The 20,229-nt window shown below is 34.9% G+C and carries 23 protein-coding genes; 21 read left to right on the forward strand and 2 right to left on the reverse strand.

Annotated elements, in window-relative coordinates:
* Positions 1-761: 761 nt before the first annotated feature.
* Positions 762-2,795: a penicillin-binding transpeptidase domain-containing protein gene (locus ACPYKA_RS07925; RefSeq protein WP_479541793.1), complete on the reverse strand. Its 2,034-nt coding sequence runs from the start codon at positions 2,793-2,795 to the stop codon at positions 762-764.
* Between the two features lie 284 nt (positions 2,796-3,079).
* Between ACPYKA_RS07925 and ACPYKA_RS07930 the strand changes: the two genes are divergently transcribed.
* Complete coding sequence (locus ACPYKA_RS07930; protein WP_479541794.1) at positions 3,080-3,226, forward strand: hypothetical protein; 147 nt, start codon at positions 3,080-3,082, stop codon at positions 3,224-3,226.
* Between the two features lie 10 nt (positions 3,227-3,236).
* Here the strand turns inward: ACPYKA_RS07930 and ACPYKA_RS07935 are convergent, their stop codons facing one another.
* Positions 3,237-3,881 carry a YigZ family protein gene (locus ACPYKA_RS07935; protein WP_479541795.1) on the reverse strand — a complete coding sequence of 215 codons (645 nt, stop codon included), beginning with the start codon at positions 3,879-3,881 and terminating at the stop codon, positions 3,237-3,239.
* Positions 3,882-3,939: 58 nt separating this feature from the next.
* Here ACPYKA_RS07935 and ACPYKA_RS07940 point away from each other — a divergent pair, with 58 nt between their 5' ends.
* The 20 genes from ACPYKA_RS07940 (at position 3,940) to ACPYKA_RS08035 (ending at position 20,127) form a co-directional block, all read left to right on the forward strand.
* Entirely contained in the window at positions 3,940-5,103 is a 1,164-nt protein-coding gene (locus ACPYKA_RS07940) for a sensor histidine kinase (protein ID WP_479541815.1), read from the forward strand.
* Positions 5,104-5,192: 89 nt separating this feature from the next.
* The gene (locus tag ACPYKA_RS07945; RefSeq protein ID WP_479541796.1) at positions 5,193-5,885 is read left to right on the forward strand and encodes a response regulator; all 693 of its coding nucleotides are present in this window, start codon (positions 5,193-5,195) and stop codon (positions 5,883-5,885) included.
* 17 nt (positions 5,886-5,902) lie between these two features.
* Entirely contained in the window at positions 5,903-6,745 is an 843-nt protein-coding gene (locus ACPYKA_RS07950) for a DegV family protein (protein WP_479541797.1), read from the forward strand.
* Between the two features lie 399 nt (positions 6,746-7,144).
* Positions 7,145-8,284, forward strand: coding sequence for an ATP-dependent helicase ComFA (locus ACPYKA_RS07955; protein WP_479541798.1), 1,140 nt, complete (start codon positions 7,145-7,147; stop codon positions 8,282-8,284).
* The gene (locus tag ACPYKA_RS07960) at positions 8,284-8,967 is read left to right on the forward strand and encodes a ComF family protein (RefSeq protein WP_479541799.1); all 684 of its coding nucleotides are present in this window, start codon (positions 8,284-8,286) and stop codon (positions 8,965-8,967) included. Before ACPYKA_RS07955 ends, ACPYKA_RS07960 begins: the two co-directional genes overlap by 1 nt.
* A 54-nt stretch (positions 8,968-9,021) precedes the next feature.
* Positions 9,022-9,441: a TIGR03826 family flagellar region protein gene (locus tag ACPYKA_RS07965; RefSeq protein WP_479541800.1), complete on the forward strand. Its 420-nt coding sequence runs from the start codon at positions 9,022-9,024 to the stop codon at positions 9,439-9,441.
* 147 nt (positions 9,442-9,588) lie between these two features.
* Positions 9,589-9,849, forward strand: a complete 261-nt coding sequence (gene flgM, locus ACPYKA_RS07970) for a flagellar biosynthesis anti-sigma factor FlgM (RefSeq protein WP_479541801.1) — start codon at positions 9,589-9,591, stop codon at positions 9,847-9,849.
* A gap of 14 nt (positions 9,850-9,863) precedes the next feature.
* Entirely contained in the window at positions 9,864-10,355 is a 492-nt protein-coding gene (locus tag ACPYKA_RS07975) for a flagellar protein FlgN (protein ID WP_479541802.1), read from the forward strand.
* 20 nt (positions 10,356-10,375) lie between these two features.
* Positions 10,376-11,929, forward strand: a complete 1,554-nt coding sequence (flgK, locus tag ACPYKA_RS07980) for a flagellar hook-associated protein FlgK (protein ID WP_479541803.1) — start codon at positions 10,376-10,378, stop codon at positions 11,927-11,929.
* 10 nt (positions 11,930-11,939) lie between these two features.
* Positions 11,940-12,857, forward strand: coding sequence for a flagellar hook-associated protein FlgL (flgL, locus tag ACPYKA_RS07985; RefSeq protein ID WP_479541804.1), 918 nt, complete (start codon positions 11,940-11,942; stop codon positions 12,855-12,857).
* Positions 12,858-12,921: 64 nt separating this feature from the next.
* On the forward strand, positions 12,922-13,485 hold the full coding sequence (locus ACPYKA_RS07990; RefSeq protein WP_479541805.1) for a DUF6470 family protein: 564 nt from the start codon (positions 12,922-12,924) through the stop codon (positions 13,483-13,485).
* 26 nt (positions 13,486-13,511) lie between these two features.
* The gene (gene fliW, locus ACPYKA_RS07995) at positions 13,512-13,958 is read left to right on the forward strand and encodes a flagellar assembly protein FliW (protein ID WP_479541806.1); all 447 of its coding nucleotides are present in this window, start codon (positions 13,512-13,514) and stop codon (positions 13,956-13,958) included.
* Between the two features lie 2 nt (positions 13,959-13,960).
* Positions 13,961-14,185, forward strand: coding sequence for a carbon storage regulator CsrA (gene csrA, locus ACPYKA_RS08000; protein ID WP_479541807.1), 225 nt, complete (start codon positions 13,961-13,963; stop codon positions 14,183-14,185).
* A gap of 73 nt (positions 14,186-14,258) precedes the next feature.
* A complete protein-coding gene (gene flaG / locus ACPYKA_RS08005) occupies positions 14,259-14,624 on the forward strand; it encodes a flagellar protein FlaG (RefSeq protein WP_479541808.1) in 366 nt (121 codons plus the stop codon).
* A 12-nt stretch (positions 14,625-14,636) separates the two neighbouring features.
* Positions 14,637-16,103 (forward strand): flagellar hook-associated protein 2, encoded by a 1,467-nt coding sequence (locus ACPYKA_RS08010; protein WP_479541809.1) that lies wholly within the window; start codon positions 14,637-14,639, stop codon positions 16,101-16,103.
* Between the two features lie 30 nt (positions 16,104-16,133).
* Positions 16,134-16,529, forward strand: coding sequence for a flagellar export chaperone FliS (gene fliS, locus ACPYKA_RS08015; RefSeq protein WP_479541810.1), 396 nt, complete (start codon positions 16,134-16,136; stop codon positions 16,527-16,529).
* A complete protein-coding gene (fliT, locus tag ACPYKA_RS08020; protein WP_479541811.1) occupies positions 16,529-16,879 on the forward strand; it encodes a flagellar protein FliT in 351 nt (116 codons plus the stop codon). The genes fliS and fliT overlap by 1 nt, the downstream gene beginning before the upstream one ends.
* 329 nt (positions 16,880-17,208) lie before the next feature.
* Positions 17,209-18,489 (forward strand): L-lactate MFS transporter, encoded by a 1,281-nt coding sequence (locus ACPYKA_RS08025; RefSeq protein ID WP_479541812.1) that lies wholly within the window; start codon positions 17,209-17,211, stop codon positions 18,487-18,489.
* Between the two features lie 478 nt (positions 18,490-18,967).
* Positions 18,968-19,525 (forward strand): ribosome hibernation-promoting factor, HPF/YfiA family, encoded by a 558-nt coding sequence (gene hpf / locus ACPYKA_RS08030; RefSeq protein ID WP_479541813.1) that lies wholly within the window; start codon positions 18,968-18,970, stop codon positions 19,523-19,525.
* Positions 19,526-19,935: 410 nt separating this feature from the next.
* A complete protein-coding gene (locus tag ACPYKA_RS08035; protein ID WP_479541814.1) occupies positions 19,936-20,127 on the forward strand; it encodes a hypothetical protein in 192 nt (63 codons plus the stop codon).
* Positions 20,128-20,229: the final 102 nt, after the last annotated feature.

Raw genomic sequence — 20,229 nt, forward strand, 5'->3', positions numbered from 1 at the left:
CTATCTATATAATTCTTTCATTATTTTCCACAATTATAATTGTACCATATTACCGAACTAACATTCCATATATACGTTTATTTATCAAAATCTTTCTGTAACTACAAAAAGAACTTATTACCTGTCATTACTTTTAATCTTTGCAGTGGAAGGAAACTGTGCAGTAGTGGAAATTTTACTACCTACGAAAATATAGACAAGTTACAAAATAAAATACCGCTACGGAAATACATTCCGCTTTCCGCAGGCGGCTGATGAGCCTTCCTTGTGCTGCGCACTGCGTTGTCTCACCTAGGCCTTTCCTCCTGCAGGAGTCTCCATGTATTTCCTTCGCTAGAATAGTTGCTTTGTATTAATGACCATAATTTAATTTTTCCAACTAGCGTAGGCAGAATACGTAGACTCCTGTGGGAAAAGCACGAGTCCGAAGACCCCGCAGCGGTGGTCTTTCCGCGAGGCAGGTTAAGTGCGCGACGTCCTGTCGCAACACCTGCACTTGCACGTCCTGTGCAGCGGAGGCTGAGGCCGTGCCCACGGAAAGCGAAGTATTCTGCCGAAGCGGTATTTCACCGATAAATTGGGTGAAAAGTGTGTCAAGTTTTTTACGTAGCGGAGGACAATTACTATCCAACTTTACTCAACAGTTTATAGAAATTCCCTAGTAAATGTATGGAACTAAAAGCAAAATCCGAACTAATTTCAAATTTATTTCATTGAAATTAGTTCGGATTCAAGTTTTTTAGGCTACTCGTAATTACGGCTTATTTTATGTCGAGTAAAACATCTTTAACTTTTTCTGCGACAAAGCTACTGGCACCTATATCTTCAACACTCTCCATCATCATTGCAATTAGGATATCTTGATCATCTGTTGGATAACCAACGAACCAACCATTTTCATGCCCTTTTGAATCATGGGAAAGTTTCAGTTCAGCAGTACCGGTTTTTCCTGAAATAGCAACTTTATCATTATTTGCAACTTTTGCAGTTCCGTCTGTTACTATAGCTCTTAAATAGTCTTGGATTAATTCAGCATCTTCCTTACTCATTACATTCTCAATCCATACTTCACCTTTTGGATCGTCAACCAAAAAGCTAGGTTTAATTAGATTACCTTCATTTAAAAAGGCAGAATACGTAAGTGCCATATGTAGAGAGCTTAATTCGATTTCTCCTTGCCCGTAACTTGTATTTGCTAGTAAAATTTCGTCATTTAATTTTCCGTTATTGGAAATTTGTGAAACAGAAAATGGATAAGCTAGGGGTAGTTCTTCACCTATTCCAAATTGTTTTAACCCTTCGATAAATTTATTTTCACCCATTTCAACAGCTTTCATTGCAAAGTATATATTATCTGATTTTAATAGCGCAACTCGAAGATCGACTGGTGTTGAGGTTGTGGAAACACGTTTTACTTTAAAGTTTCCCCAATTCTCTTTTCCCCAAGTTAAACCATTAATTGTTATTCCCTCTTCAGGTTTAATCGTGCCATTGGACAGTCCGATGGCGGCAGTAACGGGCTTAATTACAGAACCAGGCGCATAAGTTGCTGTAAAACGATTAACAAATGGTTGTTTTTTGTCTTCCATTAATTGATCCCATCTATTTTGTGAAATTCCATAGGCTAATTCGTTTGGGTCAAATGATGGGCTGCTTATTAGTGCAAGAACTTCTCCAGTTTTAGGGTGAATGGCTGCAGCCGTACCGGATTGATCACCGTATGCTTTAAATATTTTTTCTTGAATATTGACGTCAATAGCAACTTGTACATGTTCCCCATGTTGAACTGGCTTTTCAGCTAACAAAATTTCTTCTTTTTGGTCAGCATCTTGTTTTTCAATAATAATTTTAACACCGTCTTCTCCACGCAGTGTATCTTCATATAATTGTTCTAATCCACGTTTACCGATGACATCTGTCTCTTTATAATGCTGCTCAGGGAATTTCTCAATTTCTTCTGCGGTAACTTTATCGATATATCCTGTTAAATGGGCTGCAGCTTTACCAGCGGGATAGGTTCTTCCTGTCGTTTCAACAGATGTGACAGCCGGTATTTCGAATAATTTGGCTAGCTTATCTTCGTCTGTACTTGGAACTACTTTTAAAGGTACAAAATGACCCTCTTCTACCCAGGAAGCACTTAAACTGTCATCAATTGATTCTACTGAAATATTTAATAGATTTGCAATTTGTTCTTTTTCTGTTTTTTCATCTTGGAATTTATTAGGAACAACACCAATTTCATAAGCAATATCATTAATCGCTAGTGGCATTTGATTTCGATCGAGAATCTCTCCACGTTTAGCTGGCTCTGTCTCAATTTTAATTTTACCACCATCTGCTAAATCCGGAAAAATAAAACCAGGATCCCAATTCATATACCATTCTTTTGCGTCTTCATCTTCTGCTTCTTTTTCCGCTTGTAAATATAGCGTCATATCTCTAGTAAATTCAATCGGACCTGCTATACTATTCATCTCTATTTGTAAAGAATATGTAGCGGTTCCTTCATCGATAGCTTTTTTTTCGGTATCATCGGGTAGTTCGGAATAACTAACTTTCAAATCATTGATTCCTAAATCTTGATAAACTTTTTCATAGCGATCGGCAAAATCTTCGGTAGAATAATTGTCCTGAACGTCCTCAGTAAGCATCCCATACATATTAGTAAATTGTGAATCGTTCCATGCATCAACGTATTCTTGCATTCGGTCATTTGGACTTAAGTTTTCTTTTGAACACCCGAATAAAACGAATAAAAAAATCAATGCGATAATAACAAGCAATTTTCTCATTTAAAGCCCCCCAAAATGGTGATACGTATCAATCTTTAACAAGTATAGCTTTTTATCTGGAAAAAATAAATAGAAAAAATTAAATAAGCTTTTTTTGCTAAATAAAATATAAAGTACAAATTTCTTTTTATCCTTTACTGCATATGATAATAATAATTTAGGAAAAATTACAGTTAATACTTGTCGATTTTACATTTTTTGTTTAAAATAATGTAGGATGTAGTAACGTTTTTATATTTCAATGGGTTGGATGTTGAAAAAATCGAATAAGGGTGAATACGTTTATGGATCAAGAAAAACTTAAAAAATTACTTAAAAATTTTATACAAGAAACAGAAAGTCATAATATTACATCAACAGATGAATTACTAAACTTTGTTATAAATGAATTGCAAAAAACGATGCTAGTTGCTTCTAACAGACAGTTATAAGGTATAAACATTACAATTCAGATGTTATGTCTGTTTCAATATATTTTTTATCTTTTTCTGTCATGACAATCTGATCATTAGTTAGATTAATCATTTCTTTTTTAAACGTATCGACTTCATGGACATGTACATAAACAATAAGTTCAACTTTTTCAAGATAATTAATTTTATCAATGACATGAGGAGATTGATGTAACATATTTTCTACCCGACCCAATAATGGGTATTTGACTGTCAAAGAAATACCTTGCATTAATTCTCCTTTGACTATTCCTATTTTCTTGATCGTTTCCGATGTGGTCGAGCTATATGCACGTATTAAACCCCCTGCTCCAAGTTTGATTCCGCCAAAGTATCTTGTCACAACAACGGCAGTGTTTTTAAGGTTTAGACGTTTTAACACTTCCAACATTGGAATCCCGGCAGTGCCACTTGGTTCCCCATCGTCATTTGCTTTTTGAATTTGATCATGCTCTCCAATAATATAAGCTGAACAGTTATGAGTAGCGTTATAATGTTGCTTTTTTATTTTCTGAATAAATGCATTCGCTTCCTCTTCATTGCTCACACGTTCGACATATCCAATAAATCTTGATTTTTGAATAATTATTTCGTGAGAACCTGCTTGTTTTACGGTATAATATTTAGTTAACATAGACTTATTCCTCCGTTGCTTCATGCTTTCTTAATTATAACATAGGTCGGTGAAAGTGATGGTTTTAGAAAAGAATCTAAATAGAAAAACATTAGATGCGATTATTGACGAAATGACGAATGCTGTTGAAAAAAGTAAAGATGAAATTTTTCATATTAGTGAAGGAGCAATGGAAGAACACGATCAATTGCTTTCTGAACTAGAAAAGACGAAAGCATTAGTTAAAGAATATATTGCAAAAGGCGATCAATTAGAAAAAGATGTTAGAAAATCACGTCAAAAACTTTCTCTCGTTAGTCGTGAATTTAATCTTTATTCAGAAAGTGACATTCGCCATGTTTATGAAAAAACACATTCTTTACAAACAAAACTCGCTATAATGCGAAGAGAAGAAAAGTCGTTACGAGAGAAACGTGATGATCTTGAACGAAGAATCATGCGTCTTCGTCGAACGATTGAACATGCGAATAATTTGGGACGGAAGGTATCTGTTGTGCTTACTTATTTGCTTGATGATTTTACTCAGGTAAATGAAGTGTTAAAAACTGCGAAAGAAAAACAACAGTTTGGACTTAAAATTATTGAGGCGCAAGAAATAGAACGAAAAAGACTTTCTAGAGAAATTCACGATGGACCAGCCCAAATGCTCGCTAATATTTTAATTCGCTCTGAAATAGTTGATCTTGCATTTAGAGAAGGTAATGTCGATCATGCGCTAGGTGAAGTAAAAAGTATTAGGGAAAACATTCGTTCTTCCTTACATGAAGTTAGACGGATTATTTATGATCTTAGACCGATGGCATTAGATGATTTAGGACTTTTTCCTACTATTAGGAAACATGTGAAGACAATGTCAGAGTATAGTGGAATTCCAATAGAACTTGTACTTTTAGGAGAAGAAAAAAGATTAGATTCAAATTATGAAGTTGCTATTTTTAGATTAGTACAAGAAGCCCTTCAAAACGCAATTAATCATGCAGAAGCAAATACGATAAATGTCATAATCGAGTCATTAAATAATCAAATTACTGTCGTCATTAAAGATGACGGAATCGGTTTTGATGGATGTATAGAAGATTCTAAAAAGAATTCATTTGGGTTAATTGGAATGCGGGAGCGAGTAGAGATTCTTGAAGGAGAATTAGTTATAAACTCCAAAATCGGAGAAGGTACGGTTGTTAAGATAAAAGTCCCATATAACAGTGAAGAAAATACTAAATGAAAAAGATTATGTTATAATTTACTATAATTTGATGCATTTTGTTGTGTAAACATATACAATAAAGAAAAACTACGGAGGAGAATAGATGAATGGTAACTAAAGAAGTCATTAAAATTGCACTAATCGATGACCACAAATTATTTCGAGAAGGTGTTAAAAGAATACTAAGTTTTGAACCATCATTCGATGTGGTCGCCGAAGCAGACGATGGTCTAGAGGCAAAAGATATCGTTAAAGAATATCAGCCAGATATTGTATTAATGGATATCAATATGCCTGAAATGAATGGGATTGAAGCAACAAAAGAACTTTTACAAAATAATCCAGATTTAAAGATTATTATTCTATCAATTCATGAAGATGAAAGTTATGTTTCGCATGCACTGCAAACAGGAGCTCAAGGATATTTGTTAAAAGAAATGGACACGGAATCTTTAATGGAAGCTATCAAAGTAGTCTATGACGGTGGCTCTTATTTACACCCTAAAGTAACTCATAATCTAGTTCAGGAATATCGGAAACTAGTAAAAACTAATGAAACAAATACAAATATGAATGAAATTGAGTTTAGAAAACCACTCCATTTACTAACAAAGAGAGAGTGCCAAGTGTTGCAGCTGCTTTCGGAAGGACAAAGTAACCGTAAAATTGCTGAAACACTCGTAATCAGTGAAAAAACTGTTAAAAACCACGTGAGTAATATTTTGCAGAAAATGAACGTGAATGATCGGACGCAAGCCGTTGTAACGGCAATTCGCAAAGGATGGGTTGAAGTGTTTTAAGATAGGAGGTTGACAACTTGAAAATAGCTATCGTTACAGATAGTACAGCATACATACCAGAAGATTTACTTGAAAAATATAATATACGCACTATACCTTTAAGTGTTGTTTTTGGAGAGGAATCTTTTCGGGAAAGTATTGACATAACTACAGAAGAATTTTATAAAAAAGTAAAAGAATCAAAAGATTTGCCGTCAACGTCGCAACCAGCAATCGGTTCATTTCTTGAGTTGTTTGAGGATTTAGCTAAAACACATGATGCGATAATATCAATTCATTTATCAAAAAGATTTAGTGGTACATACGAAGCGGCTAAAAGTGCCGGTAAAATGGTTGATGGCATCGAGGTGTATCCATATGATTCTGAATTAAGTGCAATGCCTCAAGGTTTTTATGCAATTGCAGCTGCAGAAATGGTACAAGACGGAAAATCAGTAGAAGAAATTATTACACAACTAGATGATATGAAAAACAGGACAAGAGCCTATTTTATGGTTGATGATCTCGGTCATTTACAAAGAGGTGGAAGACTGAACAGTGCACAAAAGATTTTAGGTTCATTATTAAATATTAAACCAATTTTACATATTGTTGACGGTTTAATCGTGCCATTTGAAAAAATTAGAACTCGAAATAAAGCACTTAACCGAATTATGAATATGCTTGAAGAAGATGCCAATACAAAGAAAATTGTTCGTGTCGTATTTATCCATGCGAATAATGAGTCAGCGGCAATAAAATTGCGTGACGAATTTGCCGAAAAGCATCCTGAAGTTGAATCTATCATTAGTTATTTTGGACCTGTTATAGGAACTCATTTAGGTGAAGGATCCATCGGTGTATCCTGGTACACGGAATGAGAGGTGCAATTCATCTTGATTACGACTTTAAAACTAGTATTCAAAAAGATTTTTGTCAAAATGAAAAAGGATCAAGGGGGGCTATTAAAGAGCTTCCCCGTCACCTTTGACTCAGCCCAAAATACCTCCCTTCATCCAGATTTATTGAATGAACTTTCAAGAAAATTTGCTGGTAAACTGTTAACTCGTCAGGAAATTTTCGTTAATGACCAGCTGTTTCAACACCTACTTTCAGAAACTCTCTTTAAACCCATTCCATCCATACAAAAATCAATTCTATCTTCACCAACTTGCAACAGATGTAATAATACAAAAAAATCCTTGTTTGCCTTCATTCCATGTACTAGATGCAATGAAATTCATTATTATTGTCGAAAGTGTATTATGATGGGAAGGGTCATGGAATGTGAACCTTTATACTTTTGGACGGGACACTCTTACCCTTGGCCGAAGCTGATAAATCCATGTAGCTGGACAGGGACATTGACTCAGGCACAAGAAAACGCTGCAGAAAAAATTGTTGATGCAGTTTCAGAAGGAAAAGAATTACTTATTTGGGCAGTAACAGGAGCAGGTAAAACGGAAATGCTCTTTCCAGGTATAACAAAAGCATTAGAACAAGGGAAACGTGTCTGTATCGCTACCCCCAGAGCTGATGTTGTACGAGAACTTCTTCCTAGATTGCAACAAGCATTTTCAGCGGTACAAATTCAAGGATTATTTAGTGGCAGCCGTGACAATGATGGTACTGCCCAATTAATTATTTCGACAACCCATCAACTCTATCGTTACCGTCGAGCTTTTGATGTATTAATCATTGATGAAATTGATGCATTTCCATACCACCATGATACTTCCCTACAATTTGCAGCTGATCGAGCAAAAAAAGAAAACGCTGCACTGATTTATTTAACCGCAACCCCACGAGATCAACAACAAGACCTAATTGCTTCTCAAAAATTAAATCATGTCTTTGTTCCAATTCGTTTCCACGGACATTCTTTACCCATTCCTACAATGATTCACTGTACTCCCAGCACAAAAACACTCCCTCCACAATTTTTATCGTGGATAAAAAATAGAATAAAAAGAGACAGACAATTATTAGTTTTCGTACCAACAATTAAGTTAGCAAATGATTTGAAAAAATCAATAGCTGAACTTTTATTTGCCGAGAAATTAATTTATCATTATGCTGAAATTGAACATGTTCATGCAGAAGATAAAAACCGTGAAGAGAAAATTTTGAATTTTAGAAACAAGAAAATATACACCTTAATTACAACGACCATTTTAGAAAGAGGCGTGACATTTCCCTCTGTTGATGTTGCTGTTTTATATGCGGGGCATCAAGTTTTTGATGAAGCGGCTTTGGTCCAAATTTCTGGACGTGCTGGCAGAAGTCCACAAGATCCTACGGGAGAAGTGATATTTTTTCATGATGGTCAGACGAACGCAATGGTACGTGCAGTTAAATCCATAAAACAGATGAACAAGCGGGCGGAAATTTTTAAAAAGAAAAAAGGAGAAAGCAGATAATGTACTGTCTTTGGTGTGATGAGGAATTAATTGTTCAAGTAAATTGGCTAAACTTATTTCAACCTGAAAGCCGGATGAATGTATGTGAGCAATGTAAAAAGAATTTTGTTGAAATCGAAGGAAAGGTCTGTGTAAAATGTGGACGACCTTTTGAACGGTCGAAATGTCACGATTGCATACGGTGGAACGATTTTTATGATGGGGATGATCCGCTATTAAAAAATGTTTCCCTTTATATGTACAATGATTTTATGCAAGAAGTAATTACAAAATGGAAATATCGAGGAGATTATATTATTGGAGAACTCTTCCGATCGACTTTTCTTGCTAAGTTTACAGAACAATACCGATCTTTGTTGAAAGATGTTGTTGTCGTTCCAATACCGATTAGCCGTGAACGTGCAATGGAAAGAGGCTTTAACCAAGCAAGTATGCTAGCTTCGTTTTTATCTTCAACCGTGAAAGATGTTTTAGTTCAAAAACATTTAGAAAAACAATCGAAAAAAACACGAATGGAAAGAATGACGACAATAAATCCATTTTCAATAACTGAAACTATTAACAAATCAGTCGTATTGGTCGATGATATATATACAACCGGAAGAACTCTGCGTCATGCTGCATCCTTATTGAAAAACAATGGTTGTCCTGAAGTTTACGCATATACATTGGTTCGTAGTTAAAAACAAAAAATAGATTGTGATATAATATATAAAACAGATAAACGGGTGATTGTCATGAGTGAACTTGGAAACTGTGAACGTTGTGGCACGGTATTTGCGAAAACGATAAGAGAAATTTGTCCCAAATGCTATCGTGAAGAAGAAGAAGCTTTTCAGAAAGTGTACAAATTTTTAACAAAAAGAAAAAACAGAGAAGCAACGTTGAAAGAAATTGTCGCTGGAACTGGGGTCGAGGAAGATTTAATCATTAAATTTATGAAGCAAAAAAGACTACGTACTTCACAATTTCCGAAGCTTGCTTATCCATGTGAAAAATGTGGGATAGATATTATTGAAGGTCGATTATGTTTTAATTGTTCATCTGAAATAAAAACAGAACTTGCTCGACATAACGAAATGGAAAAAAGACAAAAGGAAAGAAAACGAAAAGAACATGAATCAATCTATTTTACGATGAAAAAAGAAATCGATTAACAAATTTAAATGAATAACCGATATATATAATAGAGTGAAATTGTAACGTTTATTTGATTAGAAAATTTGACTTATCGCCAAGCCTTGGCGAAAGCCCTAGTTGCACTTACGAGTGATTGACGTGCAAAAATAGAAAGGAGTTTTGTCATGAAAATACAGGGACCGAATCCGTTAATTAATGCTTATCGAAATCAGCAACAAAAGCATGTTACTAAAAAAGATCCTAATCAGAAAGATGATCAGCTTAATATTTCTCAAGAAGCAAAGAATCTTCAAAAAAGCGACACTCATTCAATGGAACGCACAAAGCATGTTGCAGAAATAAAAAAACTTGTCCAATCTGGTGAATATAAGATTGACTTTGAGAAAACGGCACAGAAGATGATTGATTTTTGGGCTAAACAATAGAGGGAGGCTTTCCCGTGCAGTTAGAGAATATCAAGAATTGTATTACATTGTTAACAAAATTGCATGAAGAATTGTTAACTATTTCAGAGAAAAAAACAGAAGCTATTAAATCTGGTGATATGGATAGTCTTTCGAAATTGTTGATGCAAGAACGGAAGCAATTACAAGCAATTGAACAGGCAGAAGAAAAACGCCAAGCAATTGTTGAAGATTATTTTATCCACTTAAACGTTACACCAAAAGAAAAAACGGTTAGCGAATTAATGACATATTTGGATCGTGAACAAGATAAAGAACAGTTGGAAGCTGTTGTATCGAAGTTAGTAAATATAATCGTTAAACTACGTGAAAAAGAACAGTTAAACAACGATCTTATCGGACAATCCATGCAGTTTGTCCAATTGTCTTTAGATATGCTGCAACCTACAGCAAAAAGTATCAATTATAATGAAAAAAACGAGAGACAACAATCGGTGAAACGATCTGTATTTGATTCGAAAGCATAAAAACGGTTGGAGGATACGATATGAGTACTTTTCAAGGATTAGAAATGGCAAGAAAAGCGCTATTTGCTCAGCAAGGTGCACTTTATACAACGGGGCATAATATTGCAAACGTCAATACAGCAGGTTATTCAAGGCAACGGGTGAATTTTGAAACAACAAGCCCTTTTCCAGTACCTTCTCGAGTACAGCCACAATTTCCTGGTCAAATGGGGACTGGTGTAGAAATTGGTACAGTACAACGAGTTAGAAATAAGTTTCTTGATTTTCAGTTTCGGGCTGAAAACAGTAAACTTAAGTATTGGGAGACGAAACAAGAAGGACTTAGTCGAATGGAAGAACTATTGAATGAACCATCTGATAATGGTTTATCTACTATTATGGATCAATTTTGGCAATCACTACAAGAGTTAGCAGGAAACCCCGAAAACTCTGGGGCAAGATCAGTCGTTGCTCAGAAAGGACTTGCATTAGCGGAAACATTCAACCATTTATCAAGAAGCCTTCAATCCATTCAAGCAGATTTAAAAGATCAAATTGAAAATGGATCCGTAAAAGAAATTAATTCATTATTAGAGCGGATTAATGACTTAAATGGACAAATTCAAAAAATTGAACCACACGGATTTTTAGCAAATGATTTATATGACGAACGCGATCGATTAATTGATCAACTTTCAGAACATATGAATATCAAAGTTCATTATCGAAAAAGTAGTGATAGTGCATTAGATATTGCAGACGGCATTGCGTCAATTGAATTACTGGATAGTTCCGGGAATTCGTTTGAGCCAGAAGTTTATTTGATTGATGCAAAAGACAGTATAGAAGATGCCGTTAATAAGCTTAAGGTTGATTTTCATGATGGAACAGGTCTTGTCAACGGTATTACCATCGGTGAGCAAACAGTGTTTGGAGATGGTGCAAATAATGTCGATTTTCTTGATTCCATCGGTTCCCTAACCGCCTTAATTGAAGCACATGGGTATATGGAGGGCGATCAGTCCAAAGGTGAATATCCACAAATGCTAGCTGAGTTGGATAAATTGGCACAAGAATTTGCAAAGGCATTTAACGAAGTGCATAGTAAAGGAAGTCACCTTGTAGAAGGTGAAGATGTTCCGGCTTTCTTTACAGACGGTACAGACGGAAATGACTACGGTAATATTTCAGCTGCAAACATTACTGTTAACAAAGATATTTTAGAAAATCCTAATTTAATCGCAGCAGGTGACCCGAGTAAAGGTAGCCGTAATGGTGATAATGCGCTTGAACTTGCGAAAGTTTTCGAAACAAATATTGATGAGTTAGAATCAAGTCCAAGAAAGTTTTTAACAGCGTTAATTGGAGAACTTGGAGTCCAAGGTCAAAAGGCGAAAGGAATGAAGGATAGTACGGAAATTTTAAAATCGCAAGTAGAATATTCTCGAATGTCGGTTAGTGCTGTTTCTTTGGATGAAGAGATTTCTAACTTAATAAAATTTCAGCATGCGTATAATGCTGCAGCCCGAAATATGACAGCAATTGATGAAATGATCGATCGGATTATTAATCAAATGGGATTAGTAGGAAGGTAAGGTGACATAGATGCGTATAACACAATCAATGCTACAAAATAACATGTTACGGAATTTATTTCAAAGTCAATCACAGATGGATAAATATTTAACACAAATTACTTCAGGCAAAAAAATAAGAAGACCTTCTGAAGATCCAGTTGTTGCAATGAAAGGAATGGATTATCGCACACAAGTAACTGAAGCAGAACAGTATCATCGTAACACTTCAGAAATCTGGAATTGGATGGATCATTCGGATGATGTGCTTGATAAAGCGACAAAAGCGATGCAGCGGATGGAATATTTAGCTGTTCAAGCGGCAAACGATACATATAGTGAAGATGAACGAAATAGTATTAAGCAAGAAGTAATGCAGCTACAAGAACAGTTAGTAGACCTTGCTAATACACAAGTTAACGGAAAATACATTTTTAATGGAACAAACACAGATAAACCGCCGATCGTTCCTGTTGATGAGAATGATTTAAGTAAAGGGTATGAAGTTGCATTTGGTAGTCCTGTTAATGACGTAAAAATCGAAGTATCTAAAGGTATTGAATTTGCTGCAAATGTTAATCCAGAAAAGGTATTCAATCAAGATTTATTCGATAATATACATAACTTTATATCTGCTTTGGATTCTGGTGAAGATGATGTTGAATTAGATTTAGATGCTTTAAATGAAAGTATCGGCGATTTAAATAAAAGCACACAAAATATTATTAACGGACGTGCAGAACTTGGAGCACGTATGAACCGTTTGGAACTTATTGAAGACCGTCTTGAGCAACAAGTCGTTATTGCTAAAGATACAATGATGAAAAATGAAGGTGTCGATTTTGAAGAGGCGGTAATGAATCTATTAACACAAGAAGTAATTCATCGTGCAGCACTTTCAGCTGGATCGAAAATTATTCAACCATCACTAGTTGATTTTTTAAGATAATACGATAGTACCCTGTCTACCATATAGACAGGGTTTGCCTATTTAATCGTAAGGAGGCTTGTTTATGCAATTTCCACAAATTCGGATGGAATCACAGATGGCGAAGATTGGAATCAAACAAACCCCTGCTCAAATTGAATTACAACAAGGGAAAGCACAATTAACGATAGAACAACCTAAGGCAGATTTATCGATACGCCAGCCAAAAGGAAAACTTACAATTGATCAATCTCAAGCATGGGAAGAAATGAATTTGGAAAGTACAAAGCGATTAAATGAAAAGTTTGCTTCAGAAGGAATACAGGCGGCTTATGAGGGAACAGCCAAAAGAGCAGAACAAGGGGCTGCATTGCTAGATATCCATAATGGGATGGACATGTTTGCGGAACAAGCTTATCAAATAGGGAACCCTCCGATGAAGACATTAAGTATTAAATATGTTCCTTCTCCATTTGCGGTGAAGCTTCATTATGAAAAAGGGGATGTAGAAATCGATGTGAAAGAAAATAAACCAATCATCGATGCTCATATTAACAAACCAGATTTAACATTCCATCGAGGAAATGTCGACATTACAATGGAGCAATATGCACAATTAACAATTGATTTTGATAACCTCTATATTTAATTGCTACGTTTGAAAGGATGTTTTACATGTTAATCAAAACAAAATATCTAGGTGAAGTAGATGTCGATCAAAATAAAACAATTCATTTTACTGCGGGGTTGCCCGGTTTTCCAGAAGAAAATAAATTTGTTATTTTAGATATACCAGGCAATGATCTGTTACAAATTTTACAATCTATGCAGACACCTAGTTTAGCTTTTTTTGTGACGAACCCACATCATTTTTATCAAGATTATGAAATTATGTTGGATGACCATATAAAAGAGCATTTACATATAGAGAATGAAAGTGAAGTTGTTATCTTGTCAATTATGACGGTGCAAGACCCTTTTCATTTAAGTACAATCAATTTACAGGCTCCGCTCATCATAAACTCTAAAAATAAACGTGCGAAACAATTTATTTTGCCACATGATAAATATGAGATGAAAGCAAAAATTTCGTCTCCCCTTGCGAAAGAGAAAGGGGTTTAACGATGTTAGTACTTACGAGAAAAAGTAAAGAAACGATCCGAATCGGAGAAGATATTGAAATTTCCGTCATAGCAATTGAAGGAGAACAAGTAAAGCTTGGTATTTCCGCACCGAAGTCTGTTGAAATCCATAGGAAAGAAATTTATGATGCGATTCAACTAGAAAATAGCGAAGCGGCTAATCTTCCAGTCGATATTATGAGTTTACTTAATAAAAAGAATGATTAGTCCCTTTTTACATTAAACTATTCTGTTATGCATCCGATATATAGATTAAGAAAACAGAATAGGAGTGTATGGGATGAAGTTGAATACTATTTCAAATAACGTACCAGCCATACAGAATAAAAATGATTTTACCCAGGAATCAATTCAACCTAAACGGGTTCAAGTGAAAAATGGTTCAGTCAATAATGAGTCTCGTCATATGGCAGTAAAAGAATATAAGGATGATGTGAAGTCAACAGTGGAAAAACTGAATGATTTTATTGATCCGATCCGTACGAACTTGAAATTTGTATTTCATGAAGACTTACATGAGTATTATGTAACAGTTGTAAATCCTTTAACTGATGAAGTTATTCGAGAGATACCTCCTAAGAAAATGCTCGATATGTACGCAGCGATGACAGAATATATGGGATTACTTGTAGATGAAAAGATTTAAGGAGGCATAATTATGGTAATGCGTGTAGGTGGTATTGCTTCAGGAATGGATATTGAGGCAATGGTAAAGAAATTAATGGAAGCTGAACGAATGCCGTTAGACCGAATGAAGCAGCAACAGACAATTTTAGAGTGGAAGCGGGATGCATTTCGGGAAATTAATAGTACATTTCTTGAATTAGATAATATGATGCTGAACATGAAAATGTCTTATACATATAAACCGAAAGCGGCTACGTCTTCAAATGAAGCTGCTGTTTCAGTAACAGCAAACTCGAATGCGGCGAATGGGTCGTATGAAATTACTGTTAATAGGTTGGCTACGAATGAAATGCATATGAGTGCAACAATAGACAAATCAAAATTAAACGAATATGAAGGGAAACATACGTTTTATACATATAACGAGAATAGAGAACAAGTTCCTCATGAATTAATTATTGAAAAAAACGACTCACTTGACACTGTGCTTAAGAAAATTGGCGAAGCAAGCGGAAATACAGTACGAGCATTTTATGACGAAACTTCTCAGAAAGTGGTACTAGAAACAACAAAAACTGGAGTATATAACCAGGATGGTAATGAAATAGAATTTGAACCTTCAATTGACGGGAAAAACTTTTTTACAGATTTTTTAAAGATGGGTACAGAATCAGAGACTAGCAAAGCTCAAAACGCTGAATTCACATACAACAATGGATTAACAATTGAATCAAAAAGCAACTCCTATACCCTAAACGGAGTAACATTTGATTTTAAAGCAACGGGTACATCGCGTATCACTGTTGATACAGATGTAGACACCGCGTTTGATTCGATTATGGAATTTGTTGATAAATACAACGAAGCAATTGATAAGCTAAACAAATCACAATCCGAAGAACGCTTCCGAGATTTCCAGCCACTTTCAGATGAACAAAAAGATGAAATGACGGAAAAGCAAATTGAACAATGGGAAGAGAAAGCGAAGAGTGGACTTTTACGTGGGGAATCTGTATTAAGAGATGGAATGTATACACTCAGACAAAGTTTGCAGTCTAAGGTAGAAACCGGTGGAGAGTATACGTTACTAAGTCAAATTGGGATTACAACAACAGAGAATTATATGGATGGCGGGAAATTAAAAGTCGATGAAAAGAAATTAAAGGAAGCCCTTCGAGAAAATCCAGATGATGTATACAAACTATTTGTTAATAATGCAGAAGGAAATGAACGTGGGTTAATTAATCGGTTTGATAATGCAGTTGACCGTGTGAAAGGTCAAATTGAAAAACAGGCTGGTCGAGAAGGTAATACATTAGATAATTATTCAATCGGTAAACGAATGAAGGAAATGAACGAGCGAATTTCTGATTTTGAACGAAGAATGATTCAAGTTGAACAAAGGTATTGGAATCAATTTACTCAAATGGAAAAAGCAATTTCTAATTTAAACCAGCAATCTTCTTATTTATTCTCTCAATTTGGCGGAGGTATGTAATCATACTTACATTAAGGAGAGTGATTTACTATGATGACAAAACAATTTCAAGCGTATCAAAATAATTCAGTTTCTACAGCGTCTGGACCACAGTTGACGATGATGCTTTATAATGGTTGTATAAAATTTATTAATCAAGCAATCAAAGCAATAAATGAAAAAGATTATGAAGCTAAAAATACAAATATCCAAAAAGCTCAAGATATCATTCAAGAGTTAATGTTGACATTGGATCAAGAAATGGAAATTTCTAAACAGTTGTTGCCACTTTATGAGTTTATTTATTATCAACTACAGCAAGGAAATATTAAAAATAACGTTTCTAACTTGGAAGAGGCTCAAACTTTTGTTACGGAATTCCGTGATGCATGGAAAGATGTAATGAAGCAGGGGTCTTCATCTTATGTACAAGGTGCAAAAGTATAATGGGGCGTTTGGAAGAACTACATACTGTTACACTAGAGTTGCTTCATTTACTTGAAAATAGAGAAGATAATGATCGTGAAAAAACAATCCAACACATCGATCAATTGATCGGAAAAAGGGATAAAATCATTGAAACTATTAAAGCACCTTATACGAATGAAGAAGAAGAATTGGGCAAACAAATATTACAATTAAATGAACGAATTATGCACGAATTGGATCAACTATACAATTTAGTAAAAAAAGATATGAAAAGAATAAAACAACAAAAAGAGCGTAATCGGTCCTATATTAATCCATACGGGTCAATAAAAACAACCGATGGTATGTATGTAGATCGAAAACAATAGAAAAAGTCCTTATAGGGCTTTTTTTTAAACTAGTTATAAAGAATTAGTAAAATAGGGAAAAATTCACTTGATGTGTAATCGCTTACATGTTAAAGTATCTTTTAAACCTAAAATGGATAAAAATTATGCATTCAATTATTGACCATAAATATCTCATTCTTGTATTAATCTTATACTGTAGAGCCACTGCTTATTAAGTCATTTGCATACTCAAAAGACCATCTTAGATAGACCAACTTTTTAAAAGCAAGTAAAAGACTTCGTTAACTAGCATTTTTATAAGTAGAATGCTAGCTATCTATAAAAATTATTAGACGAGGAGGATTTACATGCAAAAAGTTAAAAACCGTTGGCTAATTGCTGCATCGGCGGTAGGTATCCATATTTCCATTGGTTCGGCTTATGCTTGGAGTGTATTTACGAATCCGATGGTGGAAAGGTACGGGTGGGATACAACGCAAATCTCACTTGCTTTTAGTATTGCGATTTTCTTTTTAGGAACATCTGCGGCATTTATGGGGCGTTTTGTGGAAAAAAATGGACCACGGAAGTCTGGGATGCTTTCGGCTATCCTATTTGGCGTTGGGGTTGCAGGATCAGGTTTGGCTACTGCGGTTGAATCATTACCGTTATTATATATTTTTTACGGAGTGATTGGAGGTACTGGGCTCGGAATTGGTTATATTGCACCTGTATCCACGCTAGTTAAGTGGTTCCCTGACCGTCGTGGCCTTGCTACCGGATTGGCGATTATGGGATTTGGTTTTGCAGCACTCATAAGTGGACCGGCAGCTGCATCCTTAATTGAAGCGGTTGGGATTTCTAGTACGTTTTACATATTGGGGGCAATTTATTTTATTGTTATGACACTTTCCTCCCAGTATTTATCTCCACCTCCAAAAGGGTGGGCGCCTAAAGGATTTATTGAGAGTAAAGAAAATGGGTCGAGTAAAATAAAGGAAGATCTGTCTCAACTCACTGCTAATGAAGCGGTTAAGACGCGACGATTTTGGATGTTATGGCTTATGTTATTCATTAATATTACGTGTGGAATTGCGATATTGGCAGTTGCCTCACCTATGGCTCAGGAAATTACGGGAATGACTGCACTCGCTGCAGCAACAATGGTTGGACTTCTTGGCTTATTTAATGGTGCAGGTAGACTTGGATGGGCTGCACTATCCGATTATATTGGTCGACCGAATGTGTATACAACCTTTTTTGTTATTCAAGTAATTGCATTTTTCGCACTCCCTTTTGCAACAAATCCGATTATTTTTCAGATTTTATTATTTGCTATTTTGACTTGTTATGGAGGCGGATTTGCTTCTGTTCCTGCATATATTGGTGATTTATTCGGCACGAAACAGTTAGGTGCAATTCATGGTTATATCTTGACAGCTTGGGCTATGGCAGGAGTAGTTGGACCAATTCTTTTAGCTAGAATTTATGATCTGACAAATAGTTATAATATGACAATGATGATTTTTGGTATAATGTTTGTAGTTGCATTATGCATTTCAATTTGGATAAGGGCGGATATTAAAAGATTACAATCAGAACAGCTCAATCGACAGCCAAGAGCATCTCACATTGCTTCAAAGGCTTAAATCTGGAACAGTATACTAAGCGAAGGATTTCTAATTATTGATTTCTCCGCAAATTTAAATTTTTATTTGAGGATAAAAATAGTGGATTGGAAAGGAAACTTATCGATATTAAAATTTAAAAAATTAGGAAACAGAAAGAAAGCTATTTTAAAAGATAATATGCTGTTATCTTGAAAATGCTAGAAAATTAATTATGATTAAAACGCGTGAAAAATAGAATAGTGGCAATGGAACCGGGACATTTTTTAATCGACACTTCGCTTATAAACTTTGGGAAGTGACGTTTTTACAAATATATTTGTAGATCAAGATTTTTTAAGTACATTATCTTTTGCAACTTATAAGGAACATGGTATGTTATAAGAAAGGTAATAATCTTTATTGTGCTTTTTCGTTAACAATTTATTTAGTTTAAAAAGGAAATAAAAGTGGAAAAGTAGTATAATAAGGTTTACAAAGAAAAAAGGAGGACACTTATATGAATTACAACATTCGTGGTGAAAATATTGAGGTGACCCAGCCAATACGAGAGTATGTGGAAAAAAAGATTGGTAAGCTGAATAAATATTTTGATACACCGCCGACTTCTGATGTTCATGTGAACCTAAGTGTCTATAATGATGAACAACAAATTGAAGTAACTATCCCGATGACAGATTTATTATTACGGGCAGAAGAGCAACATGCTGATTTATACGCGGCTATTGATTTAGTTGTTGATAAATTGGAGAGACAAATCAGAAAGTATAAAACAAAAGTAAACCGAAAGTTTCGTCAAAAAGGTTCTCCAAAACATATTTTTGCAGAATTGGAAAAAGAATCACTAGAATCACTAGAAGAAACTGAAACAGATGAGATTGAAATTGTTCGTACAAAACGCTTTAATTTAAAGCCAATGGATTCTGAGGAAGCAATTTTACAGATGGATATGTTGGGACATGCATTTTTTGTCTTTACGAATGCAGAAACTGACGACACAAATGTCGTTTATAAACGAAAAGATGGTAAATATGGTTTAATAGAACCTGCGAACTAATAATAAAAGGCAGCCGATCAGGCTGTCTTTTATTATTTTTTAAGGCAGTAGGTGAAAGTATAAACAAAACTCGTGAAGCTGAATAATACAGTAATTCGCTGAATTGAACGTCATTATCGCTGGATTTTAGACCAAATACGCCGAATGAATAACGCGTGAAAAATAATATGTAGAAATTTGTCGGAGGGTATTCGATATTTTAAACTTATTTTTAAAATAGAGAGAAAAACGAGAAATAGACCATTTATTTACCGGAAAATTAAATAATTTCCATAATATACTTTAGTTTATAAATTCAAAATTTAAAAATAGCAATTCGCTCCAAGTATTTTCCTATGGTATAAATAGAGCATAAGGATTTCTTAGCAGATAGGAAAGCATAAAGTTTTCCTATTGCTCACTGGCTAAAAGTGCGACGTCCTGTCGCAAAATTAATTTTTTTGGGGGTGCAAGGGATTACTTTTGATGAGTTAGTAAGAAAAGTTAAGCAACAAGAAGATACAGTCGTACAGTTAGTTAGAATTGTTGCAGCTACAAATCATCGTATTGCTGAACTGCAAGTAAAACATGAAAATTTAGAGAAGACGTCCCTTTCCAAATGAAAATATGCCCTCCAAACTCCCTCGTAGTATGACTCCAAATTAAAAAAGAGTTAGCATTCTCCATGCAACTCTTTTTTAATTTGCCCAAAGTATTCGTGTGAA

Source organism: Pseudogracilibacillus amylolyticus (SeqCode) (assembly GCF_051918545.1).
Taxonomy (GTDB): Bacteria; Bacillota; Bacilli; order Bacillales; family Amphibacillaceae; genus Pseudogracilibacillus.

Bases quoted from the DNA above. Each gene is read 5' to 3' on its own strand.
- ACPYKA_RS07925 (WP_479541793.1), bottom strand. From the start codon at position 2,795: ATGAGAAAATTGCTTGTTATTATCGCATTGATTTTTTTATTCGTTTTA.
- ACPYKA_RS07930 (WP_479541794.1), top strand. From the start codon at position 3,080: ATGGATCAAGAAAAACTTAAAAAATTACTTAAAAATTTTATACAAGAA.
- ACPYKA_RS07935 (WP_479541795.1), bottom strand. From the start codon at position 3,881: ATGTTAACTAAATATTATACCGTAAAACAAGCAGGTTCTCACGAAATA.
- ACPYKA_RS07940 (WP_479541815.1), top strand. From the start codon at position 3,940: ATGGTTTTAGAAAAGAATCTAAATAGAAAAACATTAGATGCGATTATT.
- ACPYKA_RS07945 (WP_479541796.1), top strand. From the start codon at position 5,193: ATGGTAACTAAAGAAGTCATTAAAATTGCACTAATCGATGACCACAAA.
- ACPYKA_RS07955 (WP_479541798.1), top strand. From the start codon at position 7,145: ATGGAATGTGAACCTTTATACTTTTGGACGGGACACTCTTACCCTTGG.
- ACPYKA_RS07960 (WP_479541799.1), top strand. From the start codon at position 8,284: ATGTACTGTCTTTGGTGTGATGAGGAATTAATTGTTCAAGTAAATTGG.
- ACPYKA_RS07965 (WP_479541800.1), top strand. From the start codon at position 9,022: ATGAGTGAACTTGGAAACTGTGAACGTTGTGGCACGGTATTTGCGAAA.
- flgM (WP_479541801.1), top strand. From the start codon at position 9,589: ATGAAAATACAGGGACCGAATCCGTTAATTAATGCTTATCGAAATCAG.
- flgK (WP_479541803.1), top strand. From the start codon at position 10,376: ATGAGTACTTTTCAAGGATTAGAAATGGCAAGAAAAGCGCTATTTGCT.
- flgL (WP_479541804.1), top strand. From the start codon at position 11,940: ATGCGTATAACACAATCAATGCTACAAAATAACATGTTACGGAATTTA.
- ACPYKA_RS07990 (WP_479541805.1), top strand. From the start codon at position 12,922: ATGCAATTTCCACAAATTCGGATGGAATCACAGATGGCGAAGATTGGA.
- fliW (WP_479541806.1), top strand. From the start codon at position 13,512: ATGTTAATCAAAACAAAATATCTAGGTGAAGTAGATGTCGATCAAAAT.
- csrA (WP_479541807.1), top strand. From the start codon at position 13,961: ATGTTAGTACTTACGAGAAAAAGTAAAGAAACGATCCGAATCGGAGAA.
- flaG (WP_479541808.1), top strand. From the start codon at position 14,259: ATGAAGTTGAATACTATTTCAAATAACGTACCAGCCATACAGAATAAA.
- ACPYKA_RS08010 (WP_479541809.1), top strand. From the start codon at position 14,637: ATGGTAATGCGTGTAGGTGGTATTGCTTCAGGAATGGATATTGAGGCA.
- fliS (WP_479541810.1), top strand. From the start codon at position 16,134: ATGATGACAAAACAATTTCAAGCGTATCAAAATAATTCAGTTTCTACA.
- fliT (WP_479541811.1), top strand. From the start codon at position 16,529: ATGGGGCGTTTGGAAGAACTACATACTGTTACACTAGAGTTGCTTCAT.
- ACPYKA_RS08025 (WP_479541812.1), top strand. From the start codon at position 17,209: ATGCAAAAAGTTAAAAACCGTTGGCTAATTGCTGCATCGGCGGTAGGT.
- hpf (WP_479541813.1), top strand. From the start codon at position 18,968: ATGAATTACAACATTCGTGGTGAAAATATTGAGGTGACCCAGCCAATA.